General features: G+C 39.3%; 15 protein-coding genes, 2 tRNA genes and 1 riboswitch. Of the genes, 3 read left to right on the forward strand and 14 right to left on the reverse strand.

Annotated elements, in window-relative coordinates:
• Positions 1-36 precede the first annotated feature (36 nt).
• Both P3L37_RS15010 and P3L37_RS15015 read left to right on the forward strand, forming a co-directional pair.
• A tRNA-Met gene (locus P3L37_RS15010) sits at positions 37-113 on the forward strand.
• An 18-nt stretch (positions 114-131) separates the two neighbouring features.
• Positions 132-208: transfer RNA gene (locus tag P3L37_RS15015), tRNA-Met, on the forward strand.
• A gap of 136 nt (positions 209-344) precedes the next feature.
• On the opposite strand, the gene amiC is transcribed toward P3L37_RS15015, so the two are convergent.
• On the reverse strand, positions 345-1,595 hold the full coding sequence (gene amiC / locus P3L37_RS15020; RefSeq protein WP_004257585.1) for an N-acetylmuramoyl-L-alanine amidase AmiC: 1,251 nt from the start codon (positions 1,593-1,595) through the stop codon (positions 345-347).
• Positions 1,596-1,957: 362 nt separating this feature from the next.
• Between amiC and argA the strand changes: the two genes are divergently transcribed.
• Entirely contained in the window at positions 1,958-3,301 is a 1,344-nt protein-coding gene (gene argA / locus P3L37_RS15025) for an amino-acid N-acetyltransferase (protein WP_109911792.1), read from the forward strand.
• Positions 3,302-3,404: 103 nt separating this feature from the next.
• Here argA and P3L37_RS15030 read toward each other — a convergent pair whose 3' ends face one another.
• The 13 genes from P3L37_RS15030 to rppH form a co-directional block, all read right to left on the reverse strand.
• Positions 3,405-3,974 carry a hypothetical protein gene (locus tag P3L37_RS15030; protein ID WP_109911791.1) on the reverse strand — a complete coding sequence of 190 codons (570 nt, stop codon included), beginning with the start codon at positions 3,972-3,974 and terminating at the stop codon, positions 3,405-3,407.
• A 53-nt stretch (positions 3,975-4,027) separates the two neighbouring features.
• Positions 4,028-5,875, reverse strand: a complete 1,848-nt coding sequence (gene recD / locus P3L37_RS15035) for an exodeoxyribonuclease V subunit alpha (RefSeq protein WP_109911790.1) — start codon at positions 5,873-5,875, stop codon at positions 4,028-4,030.
• Positions 5,875-9,483 carry an exodeoxyribonuclease V subunit beta gene (gene recB / locus P3L37_RS15040; RefSeq protein ID WP_272667393.1) on the reverse strand — a complete coding sequence of 1,203 codons (3,609 nt, stop codon included), beginning with the start codon at positions 9,481-9,483 and terminating at the stop codon, positions 5,875-5,877. Before recB ends, recD begins: the two co-directional genes overlap by 1 nt.
• Complete coding sequence (gene ptrA / locus P3L37_RS15045; protein ID WP_109911788.1) at positions 9,480-12,377, reverse strand: pitrilysin; 2,898 nt, start codon at positions 12,375-12,377, stop codon at positions 9,480-9,482. Before ptrA ends, recB begins: the two co-directional genes overlap by 4 nt.
• A gap of 17 nt (positions 12,378-12,394) precedes the next feature.
• Positions 12,395-15,769, reverse strand: a complete 3,375-nt coding sequence (gene recC, locus P3L37_RS15050) for an exodeoxyribonuclease V subunit gamma (RefSeq protein WP_110731771.1) — start codon at positions 15,767-15,769, stop codon at positions 12,395-12,397.
• Entirely contained in the window at positions 15,747-16,133 is a 387-nt protein-coding gene (locus P3L37_RS15055) for a prepilin-type N-terminal cleavage/methylation domain-containing protein (protein ID WP_004908676.1), read from the reverse strand. The genes recC and P3L37_RS15055 overlap by 23 nt, the downstream gene beginning before the upstream one ends.
• Complete coding sequence (locus P3L37_RS15060) at positions 16,130-16,573, reverse strand: DUF2509 family protein (protein WP_004908674.1); 444 nt, start codon at positions 16,571-16,573, stop codon at positions 16,130-16,132. The genes P3L37_RS15055 and P3L37_RS15060 overlap by 4 nt, the downstream gene beginning before the upstream one ends.
• A complete protein-coding gene (locus P3L37_RS15065; protein WP_109911785.1) occupies positions 16,570-17,175 on the reverse strand; it encodes a prepilin peptidase-dependent protein in 606 nt (201 codons plus the stop codon). The genes P3L37_RS15060 and P3L37_RS15065 overlap by 4 nt, the downstream gene beginning before the upstream one ends.
• Positions 17,169-17,678, reverse strand: coding sequence for a prepilin-type N-terminal cleavage/methylation domain-containing protein (locus P3L37_RS15070; RefSeq protein ID WP_051128879.1), 510 nt, complete (start codon positions 17,676-17,678; stop codon positions 17,169-17,171). The genes P3L37_RS15065 and P3L37_RS15070 overlap by 7 nt, the downstream gene beginning before the upstream one ends.
• Positions 17,679-17,971: 293 nt before the next feature.
• Positions 17,972-18,823, reverse strand: a complete 852-nt coding sequence (locus tag P3L37_RS15075) for a thymidylate synthase (protein WP_004908666.1) — start codon at positions 18,821-18,823, stop codon at positions 17,972-17,974.
• 119 nt (positions 18,824-18,942) lie between these two features.
• Positions 18,943-19,839, reverse strand: a complete 897-nt coding sequence (gene lgt, locus P3L37_RS15080) for a prolipoprotein diacylglyceryl transferase (RefSeq protein WP_110731770.1) — start codon at positions 19,837-19,839, stop codon at positions 18,943-18,945.
• 163 nt (positions 19,840-20,002) lie between these two features.
• Positions 20,003-22,249 carry a phosphoenolpyruvate--protein phosphotransferase gene (ptsP, locus tag P3L37_RS15085; protein ID WP_004908660.1) on the reverse strand — a complete coding sequence of 749 codons (2,247 nt, stop codon included), beginning with the start codon at positions 22,247-22,249 and terminating at the stop codon, positions 20,003-20,005.
• A 3-nt stretch (positions 22,250-22,252) separates the two neighbouring features.
• The gene (rppH, locus tag P3L37_RS15090) at positions 22,253-22,786 is read right to left on the reverse strand and encodes an RNA pyrophosphohydrolase (RefSeq protein WP_004908658.1); all 534 of its coding nucleotides are present in this window, start codon (positions 22,784-22,786) and stop codon (positions 22,253-22,255) included.
• A 112-nt stretch (positions 22,787-22,898) separates the two neighbouring features.
• A riboswitch (TPP riboswitch) is annotated at positions 22,899-22,996 on the forward strand.
• The last annotated feature ends 58 nt before the right edge of the window (positions 22,997-23,054 follow it).

Raw genomic sequence — 23,054 nt, forward strand, 5'->3', positions numbered from 1 at the left:
CAAAAAATCTGCAGTATAAAGTCGTAAAAATTCAGTCGCGGGATGGAGCAGCTTGGTAGCTCGTCGGGCTCATAACCCGAAGGTCGTTGGTTCAAATCCAGCTCCCGCAACCAATTTTTTACCTCTTCAGTCGCGGGGTGGAGCAGCATGGTAGCTCGTCGGGCTCATAACCCGAAGGTCGTTGGTTCAAATCCAGCCCCCGCAACCAATTCTTTCGAATATCATTTCTGATTCAATTCCTTTTATAACTTCACAATAAGATCTTCTATTTTTAATCATCAATAAAAAAGGCGATTCACACACTCGCTTATCACCTTTCTTTATCTTAATCTGATTTTAATCAATTAGTTGCGAATTGCTAATGCACCGCCATTACGGAAGTAAGCTTTTACTCCTTCAAAAATGGATTCCGCCATTTGCTGTTGGAATTTAGCTGTTTTTAATTTCCGTTCTTCTTCTAAATTACTAATAAAAGCCGTTTCGACTAGAATAGATGGGATCTCTGGTGCTTTCAGTACCGCGAATCCAGCTTGGTCAACTCTATTCTTATGCAATTTATTAACCTTCCCCATCCGCTTTAACACTTCATCACCAAATTTCAAACTGTCATTAATCGTCGCGGTTTGCACGAGATCAAACATCGTATGGTCAAGATACACATCACCGCTTTTACTCACTCCCCCCACTAAGTCCGCTTCGTTTTGTGTTTGTGCAAGGTAGCGAGCCGTGTTACTAGTAGCCCCTTTCGTTGATAGTGCAAAAACAGAAGAACCACGGGCTGAACGATTAGTAAATGCATCTGCATGAATTGAAACGAATAAATCTGCCTGCATTTTACGTGCTTTCGCTACTCGGACTTTTAACGGAATAAAGACATCTTCATTGCGTGTCATATAGGAGCGCATTTTAGGGTCTTTATCTATCAACGCTTTTAAGCGACGGGCAATCTGTAAAACCACATCTTTTTCACGCGTTTTATATTTACCTATCGCACCAGGGTCTTCGCCACCATGTCCTGGGTCGATCATAATAATAATTGGACGATCCGTTCCCGCCTTTCCAGGCTTCTTCGCTTGAGCAGGCATACTTTCTTCAAGATCACCTTTATTGTAATCCTCAAGCAATGCCAATAGTGGGTCATCATTGGTATCAACACCTTTGCCTGGATAAAAATCCAGAACCAAGCGGTGTTTAAATTCCGCGACAGGTGCCATCGAAAAGAATTGAGGACTGACTTTATTTTTAACCTCAAACACCAAGCGAACCGTTTTTGGATCAAATTGCCCAACTCTAACTAGTTTTAGATAGGGATCACGTGTTTGAATTTGAGTTCCCATATCTTTCAACACATTATTTAACTGCACCCCTTCAAGGTCGACCACAATACGTTCAGGGTTATTAAGCACAAACTGACGGTACTTCAATGGAGTGCTAGATTCCAATGTAACTCGAGTATAGCTCGATGCTGGCCAAATACGCACAGCCACCACACTGCTACTCGCAGAAAAACCGAATGGGCTAATGCTCAGTAACATAACTGCAGCTGCGCCTTGAATAAAACGACGCTTAGATGGGTTGTGATCTTGGTGACTCATCAATAATTCCGAACCTAGAACTGAGAAATAAAGTGATTTTAGGATAATTGCTAATAATTAGACTTGAAACACGCACTCTAACTAATCATTTGCACTCTGTCATTAAGAATATATCAAAGCATCTATAGAGTTACAGTAATGAGTATAACTTAATCATACTAAGAGAAAATATTTGTGAGTAACTTTCTGTGTCAATTTTATGCAATTCAGATTTCGTAGAGTATATCCAGTTAAGTTTAGAGATATGTAAATGTAAAAAATAAAAATGTTACTTTTTTTATCCTATCTTTTACTTGATATTTCCCAACAAAAAGAATAAAAATACATTATTAACGAATAAAAATTCAATTAAGAGGGTTGTTATGAAAGAGCGCAGCACCGAGTTGGTTGATGAGTTTCGCCATTCGGTCCCTTATATAAACGCCCACCGCGGCAAAACATTTATTATTATGCTTGGTGGTGAAGCGATTGCGCATGAAAATTTTCCCAGTATTGTCAATGATATAGGGTTATTGCATAGTTTAGGCATCCGAATTATTGTCGTTTATGGCGCAAGACCTCAAATCGAGGATATCTTAGCTGAGCACCAATATGAGGCGGTTTATCATAAACATACTCGCGTAACCGATGCGAATACACTTGAATATGTAAAACAAGCTTCTGGAGCTTTACAATTAGATATTACAGCTCGGTTATCTATGAGCTTAGGAAATACCCCACTTCAAGGGGCGCATATTAATGTGGTTAGTGGCAATTTCGTTATTGCCCAGCCTCTCGGGGTCGATGATGGCATTGATTATTGCCACAGCGGAAGGATCCGTCGTATTAATGAAGAAGCTATTAATAATCAGTTAGATAATGGTTCTATCGTTCTAATTGGGCCGGTTGCTGTCTCAGTCACAGGGGAAAGTTTTAACTTGACCTCTGAAGAAATTGCCACCCAATTGGCAGTTAAAATGAAAGCAGAAAAGCTGATTGGCTTTTGCTCCTCTCAAGGTGTTGCAGATAAAAACGGCAATATTTTATCTGAATTATTTCCGAATGAAGCAGAAAACCGCATTCAAGAGCTGGAATCTGAAGGTGATTTCTATTCAGGAACCGTGCGTTTCCTGCGTGGAGCAGCAAAAGCTTGCCGCCGAGGCGTCCGCCGTAGCCATCTATTGAGCTATCAAGAAAATGGGTCTTTAATTCAAGAATTGTTCTCACGTGATGGTATTGGTACACAAATCGTCATGGAAAGTGCGGAACAAATTCGCCGTGCTAACATTAATGATATTGGTGGAATATTAGAGCTTATTCGCCCATTAGAGCAGCAAGGGATTTTAGTTAGACGTTCACGTGAACAGTTAGAAATGGAAATTGATAAATTTACCATTATTGAACGTGATAACTTAGTCATCGCTTGTGCAGCGCTTTACCCTTATCCAGAAGAAAAATTAGGTGAAATGGCATGTGTCGCTGTTCATCCTGATTACCGCAGTTCGTCTAGAGGAGAAGAACTTCTGCACCGTATTGCCGTACAAGCGAAACAATTTGGCCTAGATAAACTATTTGTTCTGACAACTCGTAGCATCCATTGGTTTCAAGAGCGTGGTTTTACCCCCGCGGAAATTGAGATGTTACCAATGAAAAAACAGGCTTTATATAACTACCAGCGCCGTTCTAAGATATTGATTTTAGATTTAAAAAACCAACCGGATAAATAAACATTAGAATCGTCAAATAATGACTGTTTAGTCGCCTGCTTTAACTCCAAACTATACAAGGATGTATAGTTTGGGTTGTGACTTTAAAACCACGGAATAGCCACTAAGCTATCTGAATAACTCTGGCTTTCTCGCACAAAGGAATGGAGTCTATATGTGGCTGTATTGCAGCTTTCATCTCAGCGAAAGAAGTACCATAAAAATAAAATGCGGTTTCTGTCGGGCCATCCCAAACTCCGTGAATACTCCCGATGTCTTCCACTGCTTCATCTAGGATATCGAACACCTCATTGATATCCCCATTTTCATAAACCTCATCTGCGAGCTCTGTCCCGTTGAAATAAATAGCCATACCTTCATCTGAGCCAAAATCAATTCGCACATCTTCGCCATGAATAAATAAACGAGAACCTTTTGGAGCTAACATTGAAGAAAAAAGTTGAATAATTAAACTGATATTTTCGTCACTGGCCTCTTCAAGTGCTATTTCTATATCGCATTCCTGCGCTTCACCATTATCAGCTAATAGTGTTCCACCACCTGTGACATGGATATTTTTACCCATGCTTTTCATGACTTCATTAAATGCGTCTTCTAAATCGCCACGTCTAATCGGTTCAAGCCTTGCATTTAATGTTACTGTAATTGCCGTCATTGCTTGCTGGTTATCCATCTCATTACCTTTACTTTAGGGTTAAATATTCACGTAACTTACATATAAACTAGTCACATTAATTGGGTCGCTAAACCGCTTCGCCGCTTGGTTGGCGTTTCAACTGCTCGACGTAATACCTTTGGACTGCCATAAAGAGATAGCTCTTTTTTAGCTCGAGTTATCGCCGTATACACTAGCTCACGGGTCATTACGGGAGAATATACATTTGGTAAAACCAATGCGGTATGAGCAAACTCCGAACCTTGTGATTTATGAACTGTCATCGCATAAGCTGTTTCATGTTGTGGGAGTCGGTTAGGTTGCACTCCACGTATAGTCCCATCAGGAAATTGAAAATAAGCTCTAAGTGCATTTTCTTCATCAGGTAAAATGATACCGATATCCCCATTAAAGAGTCCTAGAGGGCTATCATTACGACTAATCATAATTGGCCGGCCTGCATAGTGTTTATTCGATAAATTATATGGGCGGTTTATTATCCCTTGTCTATGAAACAATTTTTCCAATTTATCGTTTAGGCCAATAACGCCAAAAGGTCCTTCTCGCAGAGCCGTTAGTAACCGATATTGGTTAAATTTTTTCAAAACCTGCTCAGGGTCTTCTTTATCTTTTACCGCAAGCAGATATTCCTTATAATTTTCAGCGGCATCTAATAAAATTTTCGCGTAATCATCCGCAGTTTCTTGGATATAACTATGTACATCCGGCCGCTGTTGGTTTAGTAATTGTTGAACTTGAGAAACATTACCTTCGTTTACAGCAAAAGCGAGTTGGCCAATCCCTGAGTCTGCAGAAAAACGGTAGCTTTTACGTAGTAGACATAGGCTATCACGAATAGCAGGGCCGCTTGGTGATGCATAAGATTCGATAGAATGCCCCGTTAGTTCCGAAAGCTGAGACGCTCTTTCTACACTATAACCATTATCAGCAAACTGACAAATATCCCCTAATACTGCCCCTGCCTCGACCGAGGCTAATTGGTCTTTATCACCTAAAAATATTAACTTTGCATTTTCAGGTAATGACTCAAGTAATTTACTCATCATAGGTAAATCTACCATTGAGGCTTCATCAACAATGAGTACATCAAGAGATAAACGATTATCACGGTTATAGCGAAACTGCTGGCTCTCAGGTTGAGCCCCTAATAAACGGTGCAATGTTTTTGCATGATTAGGTAAAACAGCGCGTTCTTCATCAGTTAAAGGAATTTTTTTCATCGCCTCACCGAGGGACTCTGTCAACCTAGCAGCAGCCTTACCTGTTGGAGCGGCCAGCTCAATTCTAATTTTATGGTGATGCCTGGCTTCAAGTTTAATTAATGCCGCAAGGATACGCGCAACTGTTGTCGTTTTTCCTGTCCCCGGCCCCCCTGATATAATTGATACCTTACTGGTTACAGCAACTGCTGCGGCAATTTTTTGCCAATCTATTTCATCAGTAATGGGAAATAGGCTATCCAATACACTCTTAATTTGAGCATTATTTTGTTTGTCTACTGATGTACTAGCGAAAAAGTTTGCGACATACTGCTCATATTGCCACATTCGTTGAAAATATAAGTATCCCCCCGAAAGCACCAAAGGAGAGATTTTGTTTTCTGTTGATAGTGACACTGCATTTGCTTGTTTTAGCGTTTGATAAAGTTCTTGTTCGCTCGGCTCTCCCATTTTTTGCCAAAATTCAGCGGCTAACTCTGGGTGCCTTCCTGCAAATAATTTTTCAGGTATAACATCTGCCAGCGCTAAACAAACATGTCCAGCCATGGTTTCTGCACTAAGAAGTGCGGCAATAGTAAGCACTATAGGGTGCTTATTGTCAGAAATACTGTAAGCAAATTGCACATCTAGAGGTGTAAAGATATATTCCTCAATAGCCTGATTAAATAGGGATTTCATTAAGCTGACTCCCCTTGTTGAGCATTTTTAAATAAGCTATCTAACGCTTCAATAAAAGCGCCTATTGGGCGACAAAAGAAAATTCCATTACTTGAATTGACATTATCTATTCCTCTTAAAAATAAATAATAAACGCCTCCAAAATGGGCTTCATAGTCATAATTAGGCATTCTTTGCTTTAGGTAACGATGTAACGCCAACGAATATAGTTGATATTGTAAATCATAGCGGTGGTCTATCATCGCTTCAGCCATGGCCTCTTGGGTATAAAAGCTAGCATCCTTCCCTAGATAATTTGACTTATAATCAAGAAGATAAAATTTACCTTTCCAGTAAAAGGTGAGGTCAATAAAGCCCTTTAAAATCCCCTGAACTTTCTCAAAATTGAGCGGGGGGCAACGTTGTGATAATGGGTCATATTGATGCGTTATCTTATCTAAGTGGCTTGCACTCAATATTGACTCAATAGGAAGATAAAACTGCATCTCATCTAATTGGTCTTGAACCTGTAATGCAGACAAACATAGCCCGTCTTCTGATAATGGTGCCTGTACAATTGCGTGTAGCCATTCTTGCAGCATTGATGCCCAATGTAAGTCAAACCCTGAGGATTCAAGTTTCTCAGACAACCACTCTTGAGAAACCGGCTCACTAAAGTCAATTTCCTCCATCAAGCTATGTAAAAATGTTCCCGGAGATGCGCCTTTAGGAAATTGATGAGGGGTTAGAGTAAAAGACTCACCTTCCTGCTGCTCCACATCAATACTGGCCTCAATATCCATATTAGGGGCTAATGAATTCGCAAATTGCAATGCTGAAACTGATTGTTCTGCCTCTGTATGGCTTGAGCCGTAACTTAGCCCCGAATAACTAGTAACACGCCAATGATCATTAAAATGACGAGTCACCGTTCTTGCAGACAAGTTTACGCTGTCATTTTGTTCTAATAATAAACGTTCCGACTTAGGTTGATTAATCACGATAACATCAATAACGTCATTGCTAATCTCAGCCAACATGTCATTTAATAGTAAGCAGTCTCCAGCTTGTCCTTTTTGGATAACATAGCCCAGCGCAGATAAGTGTAAGTCTGTTTCACCACTTTTTTTCCTATTACCTTTAATTAATGGTGCAATACCAACACTACAGTGATAGATGGCTCTTGTAAGTGCCACGTACAATAAACGCAGGTCTTCTGCTAGACGTTCTTCATCAGCTAAAGCGACATTTTCTTCACTATCATTTAAATCTAGACGTACCCCATAATCTGTTCTGTCGTGATACAAGCCTTTAGATTGAGGTAAAAAATTGCTCGCAAAAGGTAACCAAACAATCTTGTATTCAAGGCCTTTAGATTTATGAATGGTACTGATTTGCACCAAGTGTTTATCACTTTCAAGACGCATTTGCTGTACGTCAGATTGATGGTCAGGATGGGCAATTTGTTGTGCTAGCCAACGTGTTAGTGTGTGCTCACCTTCAAGCTGTAATGACATTTCTTGTAATAGCTCACCAATATGCATCACATCCATCAAGCGGCGTTCTCCATCAGTGCCTGATAATAACGTTTCTGCAATCTGCCTCTGCGCCATGACCATTCTAAGCATGGGAAGCACGCCACGCTTTTGCCAAACCATGGCATAACGAGCAAATTCATCTACAATTTTTTCCCACGATTTTTCATCATGGTTTAAGTCATCAATTTGTTTAGCGGTTAAACCCAATATCCCTGTCGCCAATGCACTACGCAAAACACGTTCTTTTTCGGGTGTTAAAACTGCCTGTAGCAACCACAGTAAATCTCTCGCTTCTGGTGTTGAAAATACACTTTCCCGATTAGATTGAAATACAGAAGGGATATTTAACCGATTTAAAGCATCACGAATTAATACGGCTTCTCGTCGGCTGCGCACCAACACTGTAATGTCAGAAGCTTCAACAGGTGTATGCGCCCCTTGATTGTCAAAATAGCTACTACCTTGCAACCCGCCTTGTAAGTATTGTGCTATTTGCACCGCACATTGTGAAGCTGTTGCTTGTTCATATTCAGCAACGGAGATACCTTCCGCTTCAAGTTGCCAAAATGTAAGTGATTTGACTTTTTCACCATCATGAATAAGTTTTTTATCACTATTTTGTTTAGCAAAATTAACGGGTTGAAAAGGAATTTGCTCAAAAATAAATGGGGACTGACAACGAGAAAATAGATGATTAATAGCTTCAACCATATTTTGCGATGAACGATAGTTAGTCTCTAATGTATAGTGAGCACTAACTTCATTTTTTGCTTCGATATAGGTGAAAATATCAGCGCCTCGAAAAGCATATATAGCTTGTTTAGGGTCGCCGATAAAAAGTAATGCACTGTCATTAACTTCCCGATAAATGCGTTGAAAAATACGGTATTGCTGTGCATCTGTATCTTGAAACTCATCTATCATTGCAACGGGAAAACGTTGGCTAATAGCTTGAGCTAAAAATTTTCCGCTTTCTTGAGCAAGAGCACTGTCTAAACGGGTCAACAAATCATCAAACCCCATCTCACCTCGGTTATGTTTTTCAAAAGTGATAGCCTCCCTCACCTCTGCAATAGCCAGTGGAATAATCAGATCTATTAGGGTTAATGATTGAGAAAGTAGCTCATCTATTCTTTGGAAAACAACATGCTCTGGCCCCGAACCACTTTTTGATTTTTTATGTAGTACCGTTTGTGAAAAGCGTTCAAGATCTTTAGGTAGCTGATAATCTTCTGTTTCTTCTTGAGCCCATTCACCGATTTTTATCAACCATGTAGGTAGAAAACGAGTACTATAACTTCGTTTATCAACATCGGAATCAGCGATAAGCTTCTCAAAATCTGCTGAATTTTCTAACCATGCCGCTTTTACAGACTCAATTAACAAGATTAGTCGCTGATGCCGTTCTTCTAGAGATTCAATTTGCTTTGGTTGGTTAATAATTAAAGGAATATCACCTTGTAAGAAAGGTTTAATCTCCGAGAGCAATGCTTCAGGACCACTCCACAGTGACTGAATGACTTTCGTCATGGAGTAATTTAAAGGGTAAAAATGGCGGCGCCAAAAATCTGCACAGGCTTGTTTCTGAATCGGAAATTCATCTTGAATCATGGTCTGTTCAAATAGCACTCCTGACTCAAATGCATTATGAACTAGCATTCTTTGGCAAAAACCATGGATAGTGTATATTGCTGCTTCATCCATTTGCCTTTCCGCAGCCTGCAACCATCGCGCAGCGAATTCTCTTTGAGACTCCCCCGAAAGCTCGGCTAATAATTCAAGATACTCAGGCTGCGACTCGAAACCAACACCATTTCTTAAGCAAGCTAAGCGCATATCATGAATACGTTGACGAATACGCCCACGTAACTCATTCGTTGCAGCTTCTGTAAATGTTACAACTAAGATTTCTTCAACACTTAACGGCCGAGGAAACGCATTAACGCCTCCCAGACCTAATAAAAGCCGCAGATAAAGTATACCAATTGTGTACGTTTTACCCGTTCCTGCTGATGCTTCAATTAACCGCTGTCCACGCAGTGGCAAGGAAAAAACATTCAGTAATTGGGACTCTACCTGCACTTTATTCACTCAGCATCTTCCTTTATTGGTAAAATCTTTTGCAACTGAGAAGCTGTTGGGTAAAGCACCCAATCTTTCAGATGCGCATATCCTACTTTAGTGTCAACTCCTCGGCCTATAACTTGGGAGCTAACGGCTAACCCTTTGTGCTTTATAACTGCATTTTCATAATACTCAATGACTTGTTCTTTCGTTGCACTACCTAAAGTTGCAATAACTTTTTCACGAGTATCAAAACTGAAAATATTTCTAGAAAAATCAGATGAATAACGACCAACTTCCTCATAGAATGTTTGAGGTGGTTGGCTCATTTCCGTGATAATAGATTGTTTATATTGATTAAATTCATCTATCGGTAGTTTTTTCAGTTTCTCTAATGCTTGAAGATAAAATTGTTGGTAACGTGTATTCAAATAACTCGGTGTTTTGGCATTACTTTGAATCAAAAAGCCCATACCCCACTGATCACCCAGCCCAGTTTTAAAAGCAAATACTGCATAACCCAGTTGCTCATTAGTTCTTAGTTGATCATAAAACCAAGGCTGAATCACTTTAGAAAGAATACCTGATAATACTGCACCATCAATGCGGCTATAACCGTCTGGAATAAAGATTTCAGCAAGCGCATTATCTGAGCTATTTCCCTGCTTTTGGAAATCGGCTAGATAATTTTTGTCAATAACGACAATATCACCACGCCACCAATTGGTACCTTCGCTCTTTAATAATTGCTGTGCATCTTTAATAGTTTTAATGCTTTGTGACTCAGTCATATTACCAAAGACCAACGCTTGTAATGCTGCGCTTTTAACTATCATTTCACGGTAGCTAGTGATGTCTTGCAGTGAAATTTTATCTAGCTCCGCTAAACGCTGTTCTTGCTCAAAGTAAGGCACACTATTAATACGTTGAAGCGGTTGCATAGCCAACTCATAAGCTTTCGCATTATTAGCAACTTCAATTTGCTCTTTATACCAAGATTTTGCTTGGGCTAGCTCTTGTTCCGTTGGCTCAAAATTCAGGTATAGCTGAGTCATGGATAAAAAGAGTTCAGGTAAATGTTGGGTGTAACCACTGGCATTTAATTGCAGACCAACTCCTTGAGAAACAGAGACTGACATACCCGCTACCGATGCTTGATATTGCAGCTCATCCATTTTCAATGAAGCGATATATTGTAATAAAGAGCCCGTTACTTGTTCCTTGGCATCTTTATCCCCTTGATTAGAACGTAATGATAAAGTGATACTTGCTTTTGGCTCATCAGCAAAATATTGACTTGGCATATATAACACACGCGTATTGCCATCTTGATAGATGAATTCAGGGTGTTTATAAGCCTTACTAGTTTTAATTAATGATAAATTATCAGCAATATACGGGTTTAAAGCGGGTAATTTAAAATTCATTTTAGATTCTAAACTTGCCCACGATTTAAATTGTTTTGCTGTAATTTTGTTAACTTGATACGGCGCATCAACAAAATACGCCTTTTTGTTATTCGGTTCATTTGGGCTAATAAACCAAATCCTTGCCTCTTGCGCGCTGAGCTCTGATAAACGCTGTTTAATCGCCTCAGGATCATACTTATCAGCAATATAATCTGAATCCAGAACATGATTAACAGGAACATCAATCATTTGGTCTGATAACCATTCAATGTAGTTCATATCCCTAACAATTGAACCATAACGGAATGATAAATTAAGAACTTTTGCTATTTCATCAAAGTAACTTTTATTGATTCCATCGTTCTTAATTAACTCAAGATAAGAAAAAATAGCTGCAATAATTTCGTCCCTTTCTTGTAAGCCTTTATCTGTCAACGTGACATAAATAGAGAAAGAGCCATAGTTTCTATCTAAATTTGGGGATGCAGAAGCGCTGATACCTTCAGCAAGTCCTTGTGATATTAACCAATCAGCTAGTGTCCCTGGACTTCTATTGCCAATTAAGTAACTAATATAGTTATCACTTTTACTGCGAAAATCTGCCATATTATTTTTAATACTAAATTCAATTTGTATGGCTTTTTGCGGTTGAGCCGGCACATAATGGATGATAATACCTTTTTCATTCTCCGTTACTGCGGGGATATTAACAGCAGGAACACTTGCATTAAAATTAGGTATACGCCCAAATGTTTCCTGTGCGATATTCGCTAATGACTCAATAGACTGGTCGCCGTAAAGTACTGCATTCATTAGGTTTGCAGAATAATACTGCTTATAAAAACCCACTAGCTCATCTTGTAGTTTGCTATTAGGTTTATCTTTTAGAGTCTCTAAATTCCCTCCCGAAAAACGCGAATTCGGGTGTAATGGGTTCAATGTTTCAGAACGTACTTGCCATATACGCATCCCATCACGAGAACGTGCCATTGTAAGTTCTGCATTAACTGCATTACGTTCTCTATCTGCATTAATCGGGTCTAAAAGTGGCTCAGCCAATGCATCTGCAAGCCTGTCCGTTGCTTCTTTTAATGCGCCATTTTCAACTTCAAAATAATAAGCAGTGCGGTGAGATGCCGTGCTTGCATTATGGCTACCACCATGTTTTTGTAAAAACTCAGAGAAACTGCTTGGCTCGGGGTACTTTTTAGAACCCATTAAAACCATATGCTCTAAATAATGGGCCAGCCCTAATTGGCTATTTGGGTTTTCAATACTACCAACAGGTATCGATACAGCAGCCAATGATTTTGTCGCTTTGGCATCTGATACTAATAAAACCGTCATATCATTACTGAGTTTGATGGCTTTATATTCCCTAGGGTCACTTTCGCTTTTATTTACTGTTTCAGGCAAAATTTGCCAAAGTGGTTGTGCTGCAATCGCTTGGCCACCGAAAAAAATTACCAGTAATAAAAATAGATGAGCGATATTTTTGGATAAATATTGCATCCTTTGGTGCTCTCCTGTCATTTCAAGTATTTTGTCATCGGTAATAAAAACCGCTGAGTATTTGATAATAAAGTTTTAATCATCACATCATCAATGCTTCTGCAAATTCTTGACACATAATCATCTTCCATCTCGCCTCTTTGTATCTGACTTCCTTGTAAGTTTTGGAGCAAAGCAGATAATGCTTTTTGCTGAGTTTCTTCACTCAAAAAATCGTACTGTTTCGTCTTTTTATCAAAACAAGCCTTAACCCAACTCCAACCACTTTGAGAAAGAAGAATTAACGGAGAATTAAACCCCTCACAGTAGCCTACGACTAAATCTTGTAGATAAACCAATGCATCTTCTTTGTTAATAGCGGAAAACTGCCAAATACTATTATCTCTTCCTAGTGCAAGGCTTTCCCCTTCACCAATTTGTGAGTTAAATAGCAAATGCTCCACCCATAGCTGCACCCCATCATTAGCGGTTAAGTAAGCAGGACGATAGCGTACCATTCCTGTTTCATGAATATTTTTCAGTAACCCTGTGATTTTTATCCCATTTAACTGAAAATCAAACGGATAATCAAATAGCTGCATATCATATTCTTTAACTTTTTCGGCTAATGGCGATATTTCGTTCAACTGCTGTTCCCAAAAAAGTTGACCAAATTGCCTAGCAGGCAGCTGGCCCGATGCTTTTAAAGCAGAATAAAAAGGCTCAATATTCTTATCTTTGACAAGTAAATCTAAAATTTGATCATTAATTTTATATCGTTGTAATCTACCTAAGTTAAATGGCTCTTCTTCTGGTAGTTCAGTTTCTTCAATAGAAAAATGTACTTTCAAACGTTGTTGAAAAAATGCCCTAATCGGGTGACGATAAAAACGTAATAATTGTTCTAAAGAAATTTCCGTAATGGGTTCACGAGTTTCAAGTACTGAACAAAATGGTTCATCAACTTTATTTGTTGTTTTTGCGGCAGGTAACCACTCGCTCGCGAAGCTCTGAAAAGGTGTTTCTGGTAAAAAATTTTCTTTTGCAAATGGGACTCTATTATGTTGAATGACCAGATGCTCGCTTAACCGCTTAGCACTTTCATCAATGGTCAACGTTTCATCGCCAACTAAACAAAAGCTTTGGCATATATAATCAATTAATTCAGTTACTAATACTGATGGATTACAAGGTTGATTATCGCGAATAGAAAGCCCGATATAGCTAACATAAAGTTGTTTAGATGCTGAATTCAATGCTTCTAAAAACAGATATCTATCATCGTCCCTGCGTTTTCGGTCTCCACGCACAGGCTTTTCAGCCATCAAATCAAACCCTAAAGGCGGTATATTCCGAGGGTAAGCCCCATCATTCATCCCCAGTAAACACACAACCTTAAATGGCACCGAGCGCATTGGCATCAAAGTACAAAAATTAACGGCTCCAGCCAAGAAACGTTGACTAATCTTTTCATCATCAAAACGAACTGAAAGTTCATCACGAATTAATCGTAATGGAATTTGCTCTTCATATCCTGAAGTTATCGCGTTATCAATTATTTGATGCCACTGTTCCGTCAATAGTGCGAGAACCAGTTCAGTTTCACCATCAACCATAAAACAGCTATCAAGTAATTGCTGGCAAAGTTCTTTCCATTCTGCAAGTGGACGTTCCTGTGCTAGTACAGCGCGCCACTCTCTTAGTGTATTGATTAATAATGCTAATTTCCCGGCAAGCTGAGCCGCTAAGCCACTACACTCATCGTAAGGTAAAATACCATTCCACGGGCCATTTCTACTGTCCATTGCATAGCCAAGCAACATTCTACTTAAGCCAAATTCCCATGTATTTTGCCCTATCACCGGCAAAGCGAAGGAGCGTACATTATCATCATCAAGCCCCCAGCGAATCCCTGATTCATTAACCCAGCGGCGTAATAAACTTAATTCACTTTCATCAATACCAAAACGTTGAGAAAAAGCAGAAACCTCAAGTAGACTGAGAACTTGCTCCGTTGAAAAGCGGCTCTGAGGTAAATCGAGTAGCATAATAAATGCTTGTAAAATAGGGTGAGCCTGTAGCGCTTTCCTATCGGATATTGAAAAAGGGATATAACGAACTGATGCTGTATTACCAAAAACAGCCTGAATATAGGGAGCATAGCTGTCGATATCGGCAACCATGACTATCACATCACGCGGGGTTAACGATGGGTCTTGCTCAAAGAGAGAAAGTAGATGATCTTGTAATACTTCGACTTCCCGCTGTGCACTATGGCATAAATGGAATGTTATCGAATCATCTAGCTCATTGATTGGCCGCTTACCCACACTCGTTTCATAATTTTCTAATGTTGTTCCTAATTGAGCATGGTTTTCGAGATCTAAAATATCCTGCTGGATATTCTCTAATAAATTGGCTCGTTCAGTATCAACATAAGCTGAAATTTCATTAGCACTATCGATTTGAGAAATAAAGTATAGGTTGTCTCGTCCTAGCCTTCCCCACGATGCAAGCAGTGGATTTACGATATCCTGCTCACCATTTTCATTAAATAAATTAGGAGTATGATCCTCAAGTTTAAAACGAGAAATTTCATGTTTGTCAAGATAATGCCGAAGTTTCCTTTGCTGCAACCTAGCTAAAAATGATGCACTTTGAATGTCTCCCCAATAATAACGACATGGGTTAGTGAACATTAAATGAACATCTGTATGTTCTGCTATTGCATTGATAGCTTGTAAATAAACAGGTGGAAGAGATGAGATACCGCAAATAAAAATACGCTTTGGCAGCATTATTCCTAAATCAGGATTCGATGATAATGTATCAATAAAATGTTGATATAAATTAGCTCTGTGCCAAGGCGGCTGTTTTAATTCATTTGAATAATCAACAAGGCATTGCCACAAACGTTTTTGCCACAATTGATTTTCACTTAGCCCCTCTATTAATTCATTTTTTTGCCATATTTCAACCCATTGTGGGCGATATACCAAATATTGGTCAAATAAATCAGCAATCCTACCTGCAAGTTGATGCAGCTTACGTTTATCGGTATCCTCTTGAAGATAATGCCTTAAAGGTTCAAATTCTTCTTCGTTAATGACGGTTGGCAATATTGTCATTAATTTCCATGTCATTGCTTGTTTGGTATAAGCGCTTTCTTTTGGAATCTTCGGTAAGACCCGCCTAAACATATCCCAAATAAATGTTGCAGGTAAGGGATAATTAATATTTGCAGCGATACCAAACTGCTTAGCAAGTTCGATTTGTAGCCACTGTGACATTCCAGGACTTTGTACTAAAATTATTTCTTGCTCAAAAGGATGAGAAAGTGGTTCATTTTTCATTAAATGAGTCATTAGATCTTTTAATAAATCTAATTGATTAGAATGATACACTTGAAACATGATGCTCTCCTGTTGAGCAATACCAACGACTCAATGAAAATGGCTGTTTTTTTACCGTTAACGATACCATTAACTCAGTACAGTTATCGACCCGTGGTATGCGAACTGTTTGCATTTTCCATTCAGGGTAACGCAAATTTGGCCCTATGGAAGAATTTTTCTCCCCTGATATTGGTTTCCCTGACATTACGCTTTTTTCTAATGTGCTATGCAGCACTCTAATTGCCGAAGAATTCATATACAATTGATTAAAATTCAATATGATATATTGAGAATAGTTTACCAAAGCTACCAGTGAAATAGCAAAAATAACCACGCCAATCATCGCTTCAACTAATGCAAACCCTTGCTGCTTTATTCTCACTCGCAAAACCCTTTTTTAATCACTGGACAATAATCTAACCACCCTTTTTCACGAGGAAAAAACTGTCGTTTATTTACATCCAATACCATCCACCGGTAAACTTTAATTTCATTTTCAGAGCGGTAATGACTTTGTCCCGAAAGTACGAAAGTCGCCCCTTTGTAATGTTTTAAGCAACTTTTCCATTGTTGAGTTTCCTCTTTCTGGCAAACCCAATGCCTTAGTTCTCTATGTTTACTATCCCAATGCAATGTTCCTCCCCATGCAAGGGCTGATTCTGCTTTATTAAAAGCATCGAAATACTTAATTTCATTACGCTGCTCATCTCTAGCTCGTTCTTGGAAGAAATGCACAGATTTAATCAATAATGTGCCTATTGTGATAAAAATAATAACCATCAATAGAGAAACATTTCCCTGTTGTTGCTCTATACGCTTCATAAATTTCTAACCAAGGCCGCTATTCGGTAATTAAATGTTTGATTAGGTAATAACTCTGTTCTAAGGCTAATTTCCATTTCAAGTAATTGCACATTTTCCCGCCAATTAAATACTAATTTTTTAACCTTGATTAGCTTCTCATCAAATAGCGATTGCCAACGTATTCCATTGCAATCCCTGACATTCCTATTGGTTTCTAATTTTTCATTATTTAAGCGATAACCGAAATAATCAGAATCTATCGATTTAGATTTAATATTTTCCCAGTTACCTGATAAATCTTGGTCATAAGCAAAAATAATGCATGAATTGTTCCCTTGGCTTAAAGCCTTAGATGCAATTTTTAAAGGCTCCTTTCCACAATTCAGGCTACTGCAATAACCAATCCTTCTAAAATCTTTTTCCATGTTTATCAATGTTTGTCTTATATCCCTGTCTATTTGATATTGAATGTAAGACCGATAAGTTTGTTTAAATAATGTGGGAATAGCGCTCATCGCTGATACACACACAATGCTACTGATAGCCATTGCCATCAACATTTCAATTAGCGTAAATCCTTGCTGCTTTTTTAATTTATCGTTAGTTAAGAGGGTCAACATTTCGGTACTCCGGCCATTTTTTTATGGCTACAACTTCTTATACGACCTAATGAAGAAATATAAATTGTGATTTGCTCATGTTGATTTTTTAGCTCTATGCTAAAAGCACGAATAGTTCCCTGTTTTCCATAAAGCTGGATTGAAGTACGGCTTGCTTTGCTAAGAGTTATTCCTTGGTGCCTTTCTGCTGTTAGCTTGCCAACTTGCTGCTTGTTATTTGCATCCTTAACAATAAGCTGCCAATCACCTTTCCCAACCTTAACCGATAATATTTGGTACCTATTTAAATAGACCCCTTCTATCATTTGGCTATAAATAAACTCAGATACTTGCCTAGCAGCATCGATTAACCGTTGTCTTTCTACCTGCTGTTGCCATTGATATAAACCGGACAACATAATGAAAGAGCAAATAAATAAAACAATAAGAATTTCAATTAAGGTGAAACCACGCTGTATTGTATTTGAATCAACTCTCATCTTGTTGTGACTCCACTTTTTCATACACAAGCCTGAGATTGCCCAAAAAAAACGGTATAGCGAGTTTTGTGATTACAAACTGCATAACGTTTCGCAAAAAAATAGATAGATTCAGAGCAATACAACTCAATTTGCGAAGAGCCTCGCAAAGAAATAGTTCAGTCAAAATAAATACACGAAAGTAAATGGCTTATGAGCCAAGATAAATTTCGTCAAGGATGATGAGATTGATAAAGGAGGAAAATTAATAAGATATTAAAAAACAATACTAAGATGGTTTTTGATAAAACCATCTTAGTTAAAAATTTATTCACTAATCAAACAGTAAATGGATATTTGATAGCCTCATGGCACTGGTACCCTTCAAGGATAAAATCATCTGAAGTTACCCATGTTTCGAGATCTTCTAATGACTGAATTTTGGGGTTAATAATCAATGACGGAGAAGCAAAAGGCTCACGTTTTAGTTGGACATCACGCATTAAAGGTAATTGGTTTTCATAGATATGTGCATTCACAATTTTATGATAAGCCTTACCTGCTTTATGTCCTGTAATACGAGCCATTAGAGCGAGTAAAACAAAACATTGTACTTGGTTGAAATTTAAACCAAGAGGTACATCACAGCTACGCTGGTAAGATGTTAAATGTAGCGTATCACCTAATAGTGAAAAAGTATGAGTATGCATGCAAGGACGCAAGCAGCCCATTTCAAATTCACCAGGGTTATAGAAAGTGATAATTTCCGCACGGTCATCAATACCATTCTTTAAGTTATTGACGACTTTTTTCAGCTGATCTAAATGTGTTCCATCTGGGCGTTGCCATGAGCGCCCTTGAACACCATATACGCGCCCCATATCGTCTTCACCTTTGCGATGGGGATTATTCAGCCATGCTTGGTTTTCGTTTGCATTTGCATTCCAAGTATTACAACCAATTTCACGAAATTGAGCTGCATTGTCATAGCCACGGAGATAACCGAGAAGTTCAGCTATCGCCGCTTTATAGAAACTTTTACGAGTCGTAATCAAGGGGAATTGATTATTACCAACATCATATTCAAGGTCAGCGTTAATAACGGTTAAACAACGAACACCTGTACGTTTGTTTTCAACCCATTGACCCTCATCAATAATACGCTGGCATAAATCAAGATACGGCTTCATAGTGACTCTCTTTTTCAAAAATAACTTAAGTGGCTAACCTTCGCCTTATTGTATTTCATTGTTTTATTTACAAAATAGTTATACTCAACAGACTAAGTTAGCCCCAATAAATGGACTAATTAACTCTTTTTAGTCTCTTTTAGTGGCTTATGAGCCGGCACATTCTTACCATATTTATAAGCCCAGACAATCATTAGAATGCCAATAATAATCATTGGGATTGATAGAATTTGCCCCATACTAATACCACCAAATAAACCAAGCTGTGCGTCCGGTTGCCTAAAGAATTCAACGATAATCCTAAATGCACCATAACCAATCAAGAATAGCCCAGAAACACTCCCCATAGGGCGGGGCTTACGCACAAATAAGTTCAAGATGAGAAACAGAACAATTCCCTCTAAGAACATTTCATAAAGTTGTGATGGATGTCTTGGTAGCACACCATACTGCTCTAATATGGGTAGTAACGAAGGGTCTTGGGCGGCAAGCTGAATATCTTCACTGCGTGAATGTGGAAATAAAAATGCCCATGGCGTATCAAGTGTAACTCGTCCCCATAGCTCCCCATTAATAAAGTTCCCAATACGCCCCATGCCTAAACCAAATGGAATTAATGGTGCAACAAAGTCAGAAACTTGCAGGAAACGACGGCGAGTACGATGAGCAAACCACATCATGGCACATATCACACCGATTAAGCCCCCATGGAAGGACATACCGCCATCCCAAACCTTAAAGAGGTATAGAGGATCATCAAGAAAAACAGGAAGATTATAGAAGAAAACGTAACCTAGCCGACCACCAACAAATACGCCAACAAAGCCAACATATAACAAGTTTTCGACTTCATTTTTTGTCCAGCCACTATTTGGTTTTGCGGCACGACGCCCTGCAAGCCAAAGGGCAAAAACAAAACCAACAAGGTACATAAAACCATACCAGTGTAACGACACTGGCCCAATCGAAAACATAACAGGATCTATTTCCGGAAATGCTAAGTAGTTGTTACTCATTGTTCCCCACTTTTTAATCATTAAGCCAACTACTCGTCGACTATTACGTATTCAACAGGCTTCAATTTGTGAAGCACCCTGAAGCATACAACAAAAAGTATCACCATTTATACTTGATATTTTTAGGCCTTAACCAAATTAGATGCTTACATCTTGTTGTAAATTAAATTCCACCACGCACAAAACCACCTAAACGGTGCTGTTCCATAAACTCACTGGCTTCTTGCCTAACGCTATCACAAGTTTCTGCAGCCAATAACTTCGGTACTAACTGTGACATCAAAGCAGGGTCAAGCTGGCGGATTAAATATTTCATGCGAGGAACACTACGCCCACTCATACTTAAAGAGCGATACCCAAGTGCAATTAATACCATTGCGCTAAGTGGTTGACCTGCCATTTCCCCACAAACGCTTACAGGGAGTTCCAGGCGTTGGCACTCTTCACTTACCTTTGCTAAAAAGCGCACAACTGAGGGATGAAGATTATCATATAGCGCTGCTACATGGGTGTTATTACGGTCAACAGCAAGTAAATATTGTGTAAAGTCATTAGTCCCGATAGAGATAAAATCAACACGTTTTTTAATTTCAGGTAGTAAAAACAGTAAAGAAGGAACTTCAAGCATAATACCAATTTGAGGCATCTCAACTGGCATTTTTAATAAAACACTCACTTCTTCTCTTGCTCTTTTAACCAGCAAAATTGCTTCGTCTATCTCATTAACACTTGTCACCATCGGTAATAAAATACGTAAATTACCCGAAAGCGTATTCGCCCGTAACATAGCCCTTAGCTGAATCAAAAAGATCTCGGGCTGGTCCAACATAATACGAATACCACGCCAACCTAAGCTTGGGTTTTCTTCGCTAATTGGCATATAAGGCAGCTGTTTATCTGCCCCTATATCAAGAGTTCTTAGCACAACCAGTTTGGTAGGAAAAAGTTGCAAAACTTCCTTATAGAGCTGTTTCTGCTCATCTTCCGAGGGAAAACCATTGTGCAGCATAAAAGGCAGCTCAGTACGATACAAACCAACACCATCAACCCCAGTGTTAATTTGTTGCTCGTAACGCGGACTTAAACCTGCATTAAGGTAAATGTGAACTTTTTCGCCATCTTTAAGTATTGCATCTTGCTCAAGAGTCCCTTCAGCTAAGCGGCTAATGGCATTTTCTTCTTCAATAATTTGCTGATATTCCTGAACAATTAAATTTTCAGGTTCAATAAAGACCTCACCACGGTACCCATCCAATATTAAATGGCGGTTATGTAATAACGAAGGCTCAATATCAGCCCCCATAATTGCAGGGATCCCCATGGCTCTGATTAAAATCGCAGAATGAGAATGTGTTGCTCCGTCACGCACGACCACACCGGCAAGTTGTTCAATAGGCAACTCAGCCAACACGCTAGCACTTAGCTCATCAGCAACTAAAATAAAGCTTTCTGGCCATTGTTCATTTGCGGTAAGTGAATCATCAAGATGAAACAATAAGCGTTGACCTAATGCTTTTAAGTCTGCCCCTCTTTCCCTTAGATAAAGGTCACGCAGGCGAGAAAACTGCTCCACATAATTTTCAATAACCGTTTTAACCGCCCATTCAGCGGTTGCATTGTCATTAATAGCGGCAAACAGGTGTTTTTTTAGTTGAGGGTCACTAAGTAGATGATTATAGAGATCAAAAATCGCAGCACTTTCTTTTGCTGAGCTAGCCATAAAACGCTTACTAATACGACGACATTCTGCTGTGGCACTTTCAAGAGCGGCGACAAGGCGTTGTTTTTCTTTATCGATATCAATAGCACTCGCTTGGAAAATACTATCTAAAGAAGGTTGGGAGCTATCTTGCCACCCATAAGCCATTGCAATTCCCTGTGATACCGGAATCGCTTTAATTCTATTTTGCCGATATTGCCCAAAAATACCTTTCGCTTGCGCTTGTGACAAAATCACAGCCAGTTGCATTGACAATGTGACCATGAAAGATTCTTCGGTTTCATTAAACAACCGCTTTTCCCGCTGCTGTACCACCAGCACGCCTAATAATTGGCGACGATAGACCACGGGAACACCTAAGAAAGCTCTCAAGCGTTCTTCTTTAAGCTGAGGCAGGAATTTATACTGAGGGTGTTCACGAATATCGGCTAGATTGAGCATCTCAGACTGGCGCCCTACAGCCCCTACGACACCTTCATCAAAACCTAGACGAATAGCAATCCCGCTAGGTTTTTTTAACCCGCGGGTTGCCATTAAGTAATAGCATTGGCGAAGGTGATCGGCTAAATAAATGGAACAAACATCTGTTCTCATTGCTTTGCAAGTCTCATTCACCAACACTTCTAGCGCATCAGTCAAACTTGTCGCCATTGCAACTTTTTCGACAATTTCACGTAAACGCATCAACATAGGCTACTTTGCTCCACGCCTACGGTTATTAAAAGTGGGTCGTTGTGGTAATTTTTGTTCCTGTAAAGGCATTACTACGGGGGCGAATTCTTTCATGACACGCCGATAAACTTCACGTTTAAAAGAAACGACCTGCCTAACAGGATACCAATAACTGACCCATCGCCAGCCATCAAATTCTGGCGATTTACTGCGCTGCACGTTTATATCGGCATCATTGCATTGAAGTTGGAGTAAAAACCAACGCTGTTTCTGCCCAATACAAACAGGTTTTGTATCCCAACGCACCAAACGCTTGGGTAATTTGTAACGTAACCAATTACGGGTAGATGCCAATAACCTGACATCTTTACGCTGTAGCCCGACTTCTTCGTATAGCTCACGATACATCGCCTGTTCCGGCGATTCCCCAGGATTGATGCCTCCTTGAGGAAATTGCCATGAGTGCTGACCATAGCGGCGGGCCCATAAAACTTGCCCTTGCCGATTACAAATTACAATTCCTACATTCGGGCGGTAGCCATCATCATCAATCACAGACTACCTCAATAACCAAATTTGAAAGATGCCTAATTGTTTCACACATACCTAAACTGGTAAACCTATATCAATACAGTTTGCAGATATGCCTGAAGTCACTACAATAGTGAACATCTCAACGGGGTGCCGAATTTATTTAGGCTGAGAAATAACCCGTAGAACCTGATCCGGTTAATACCGGCGTAGGGATTTGAGCCACCGCCTGCATATCTGCACCGGTTCCTCCTCAAATCCTGTGTCACTATCTTTTAGCGCAGGAAAAAGC

The organism is Providencia sp. PROV114, assembly GCF_032704305.1.
Taxonomy (GTDB): Bacteria; Pseudomonadota; Gammaproteobacteria; order Enterobacterales; family Enterobacteriaceae; genus Providencia; species Providencia rettgeri.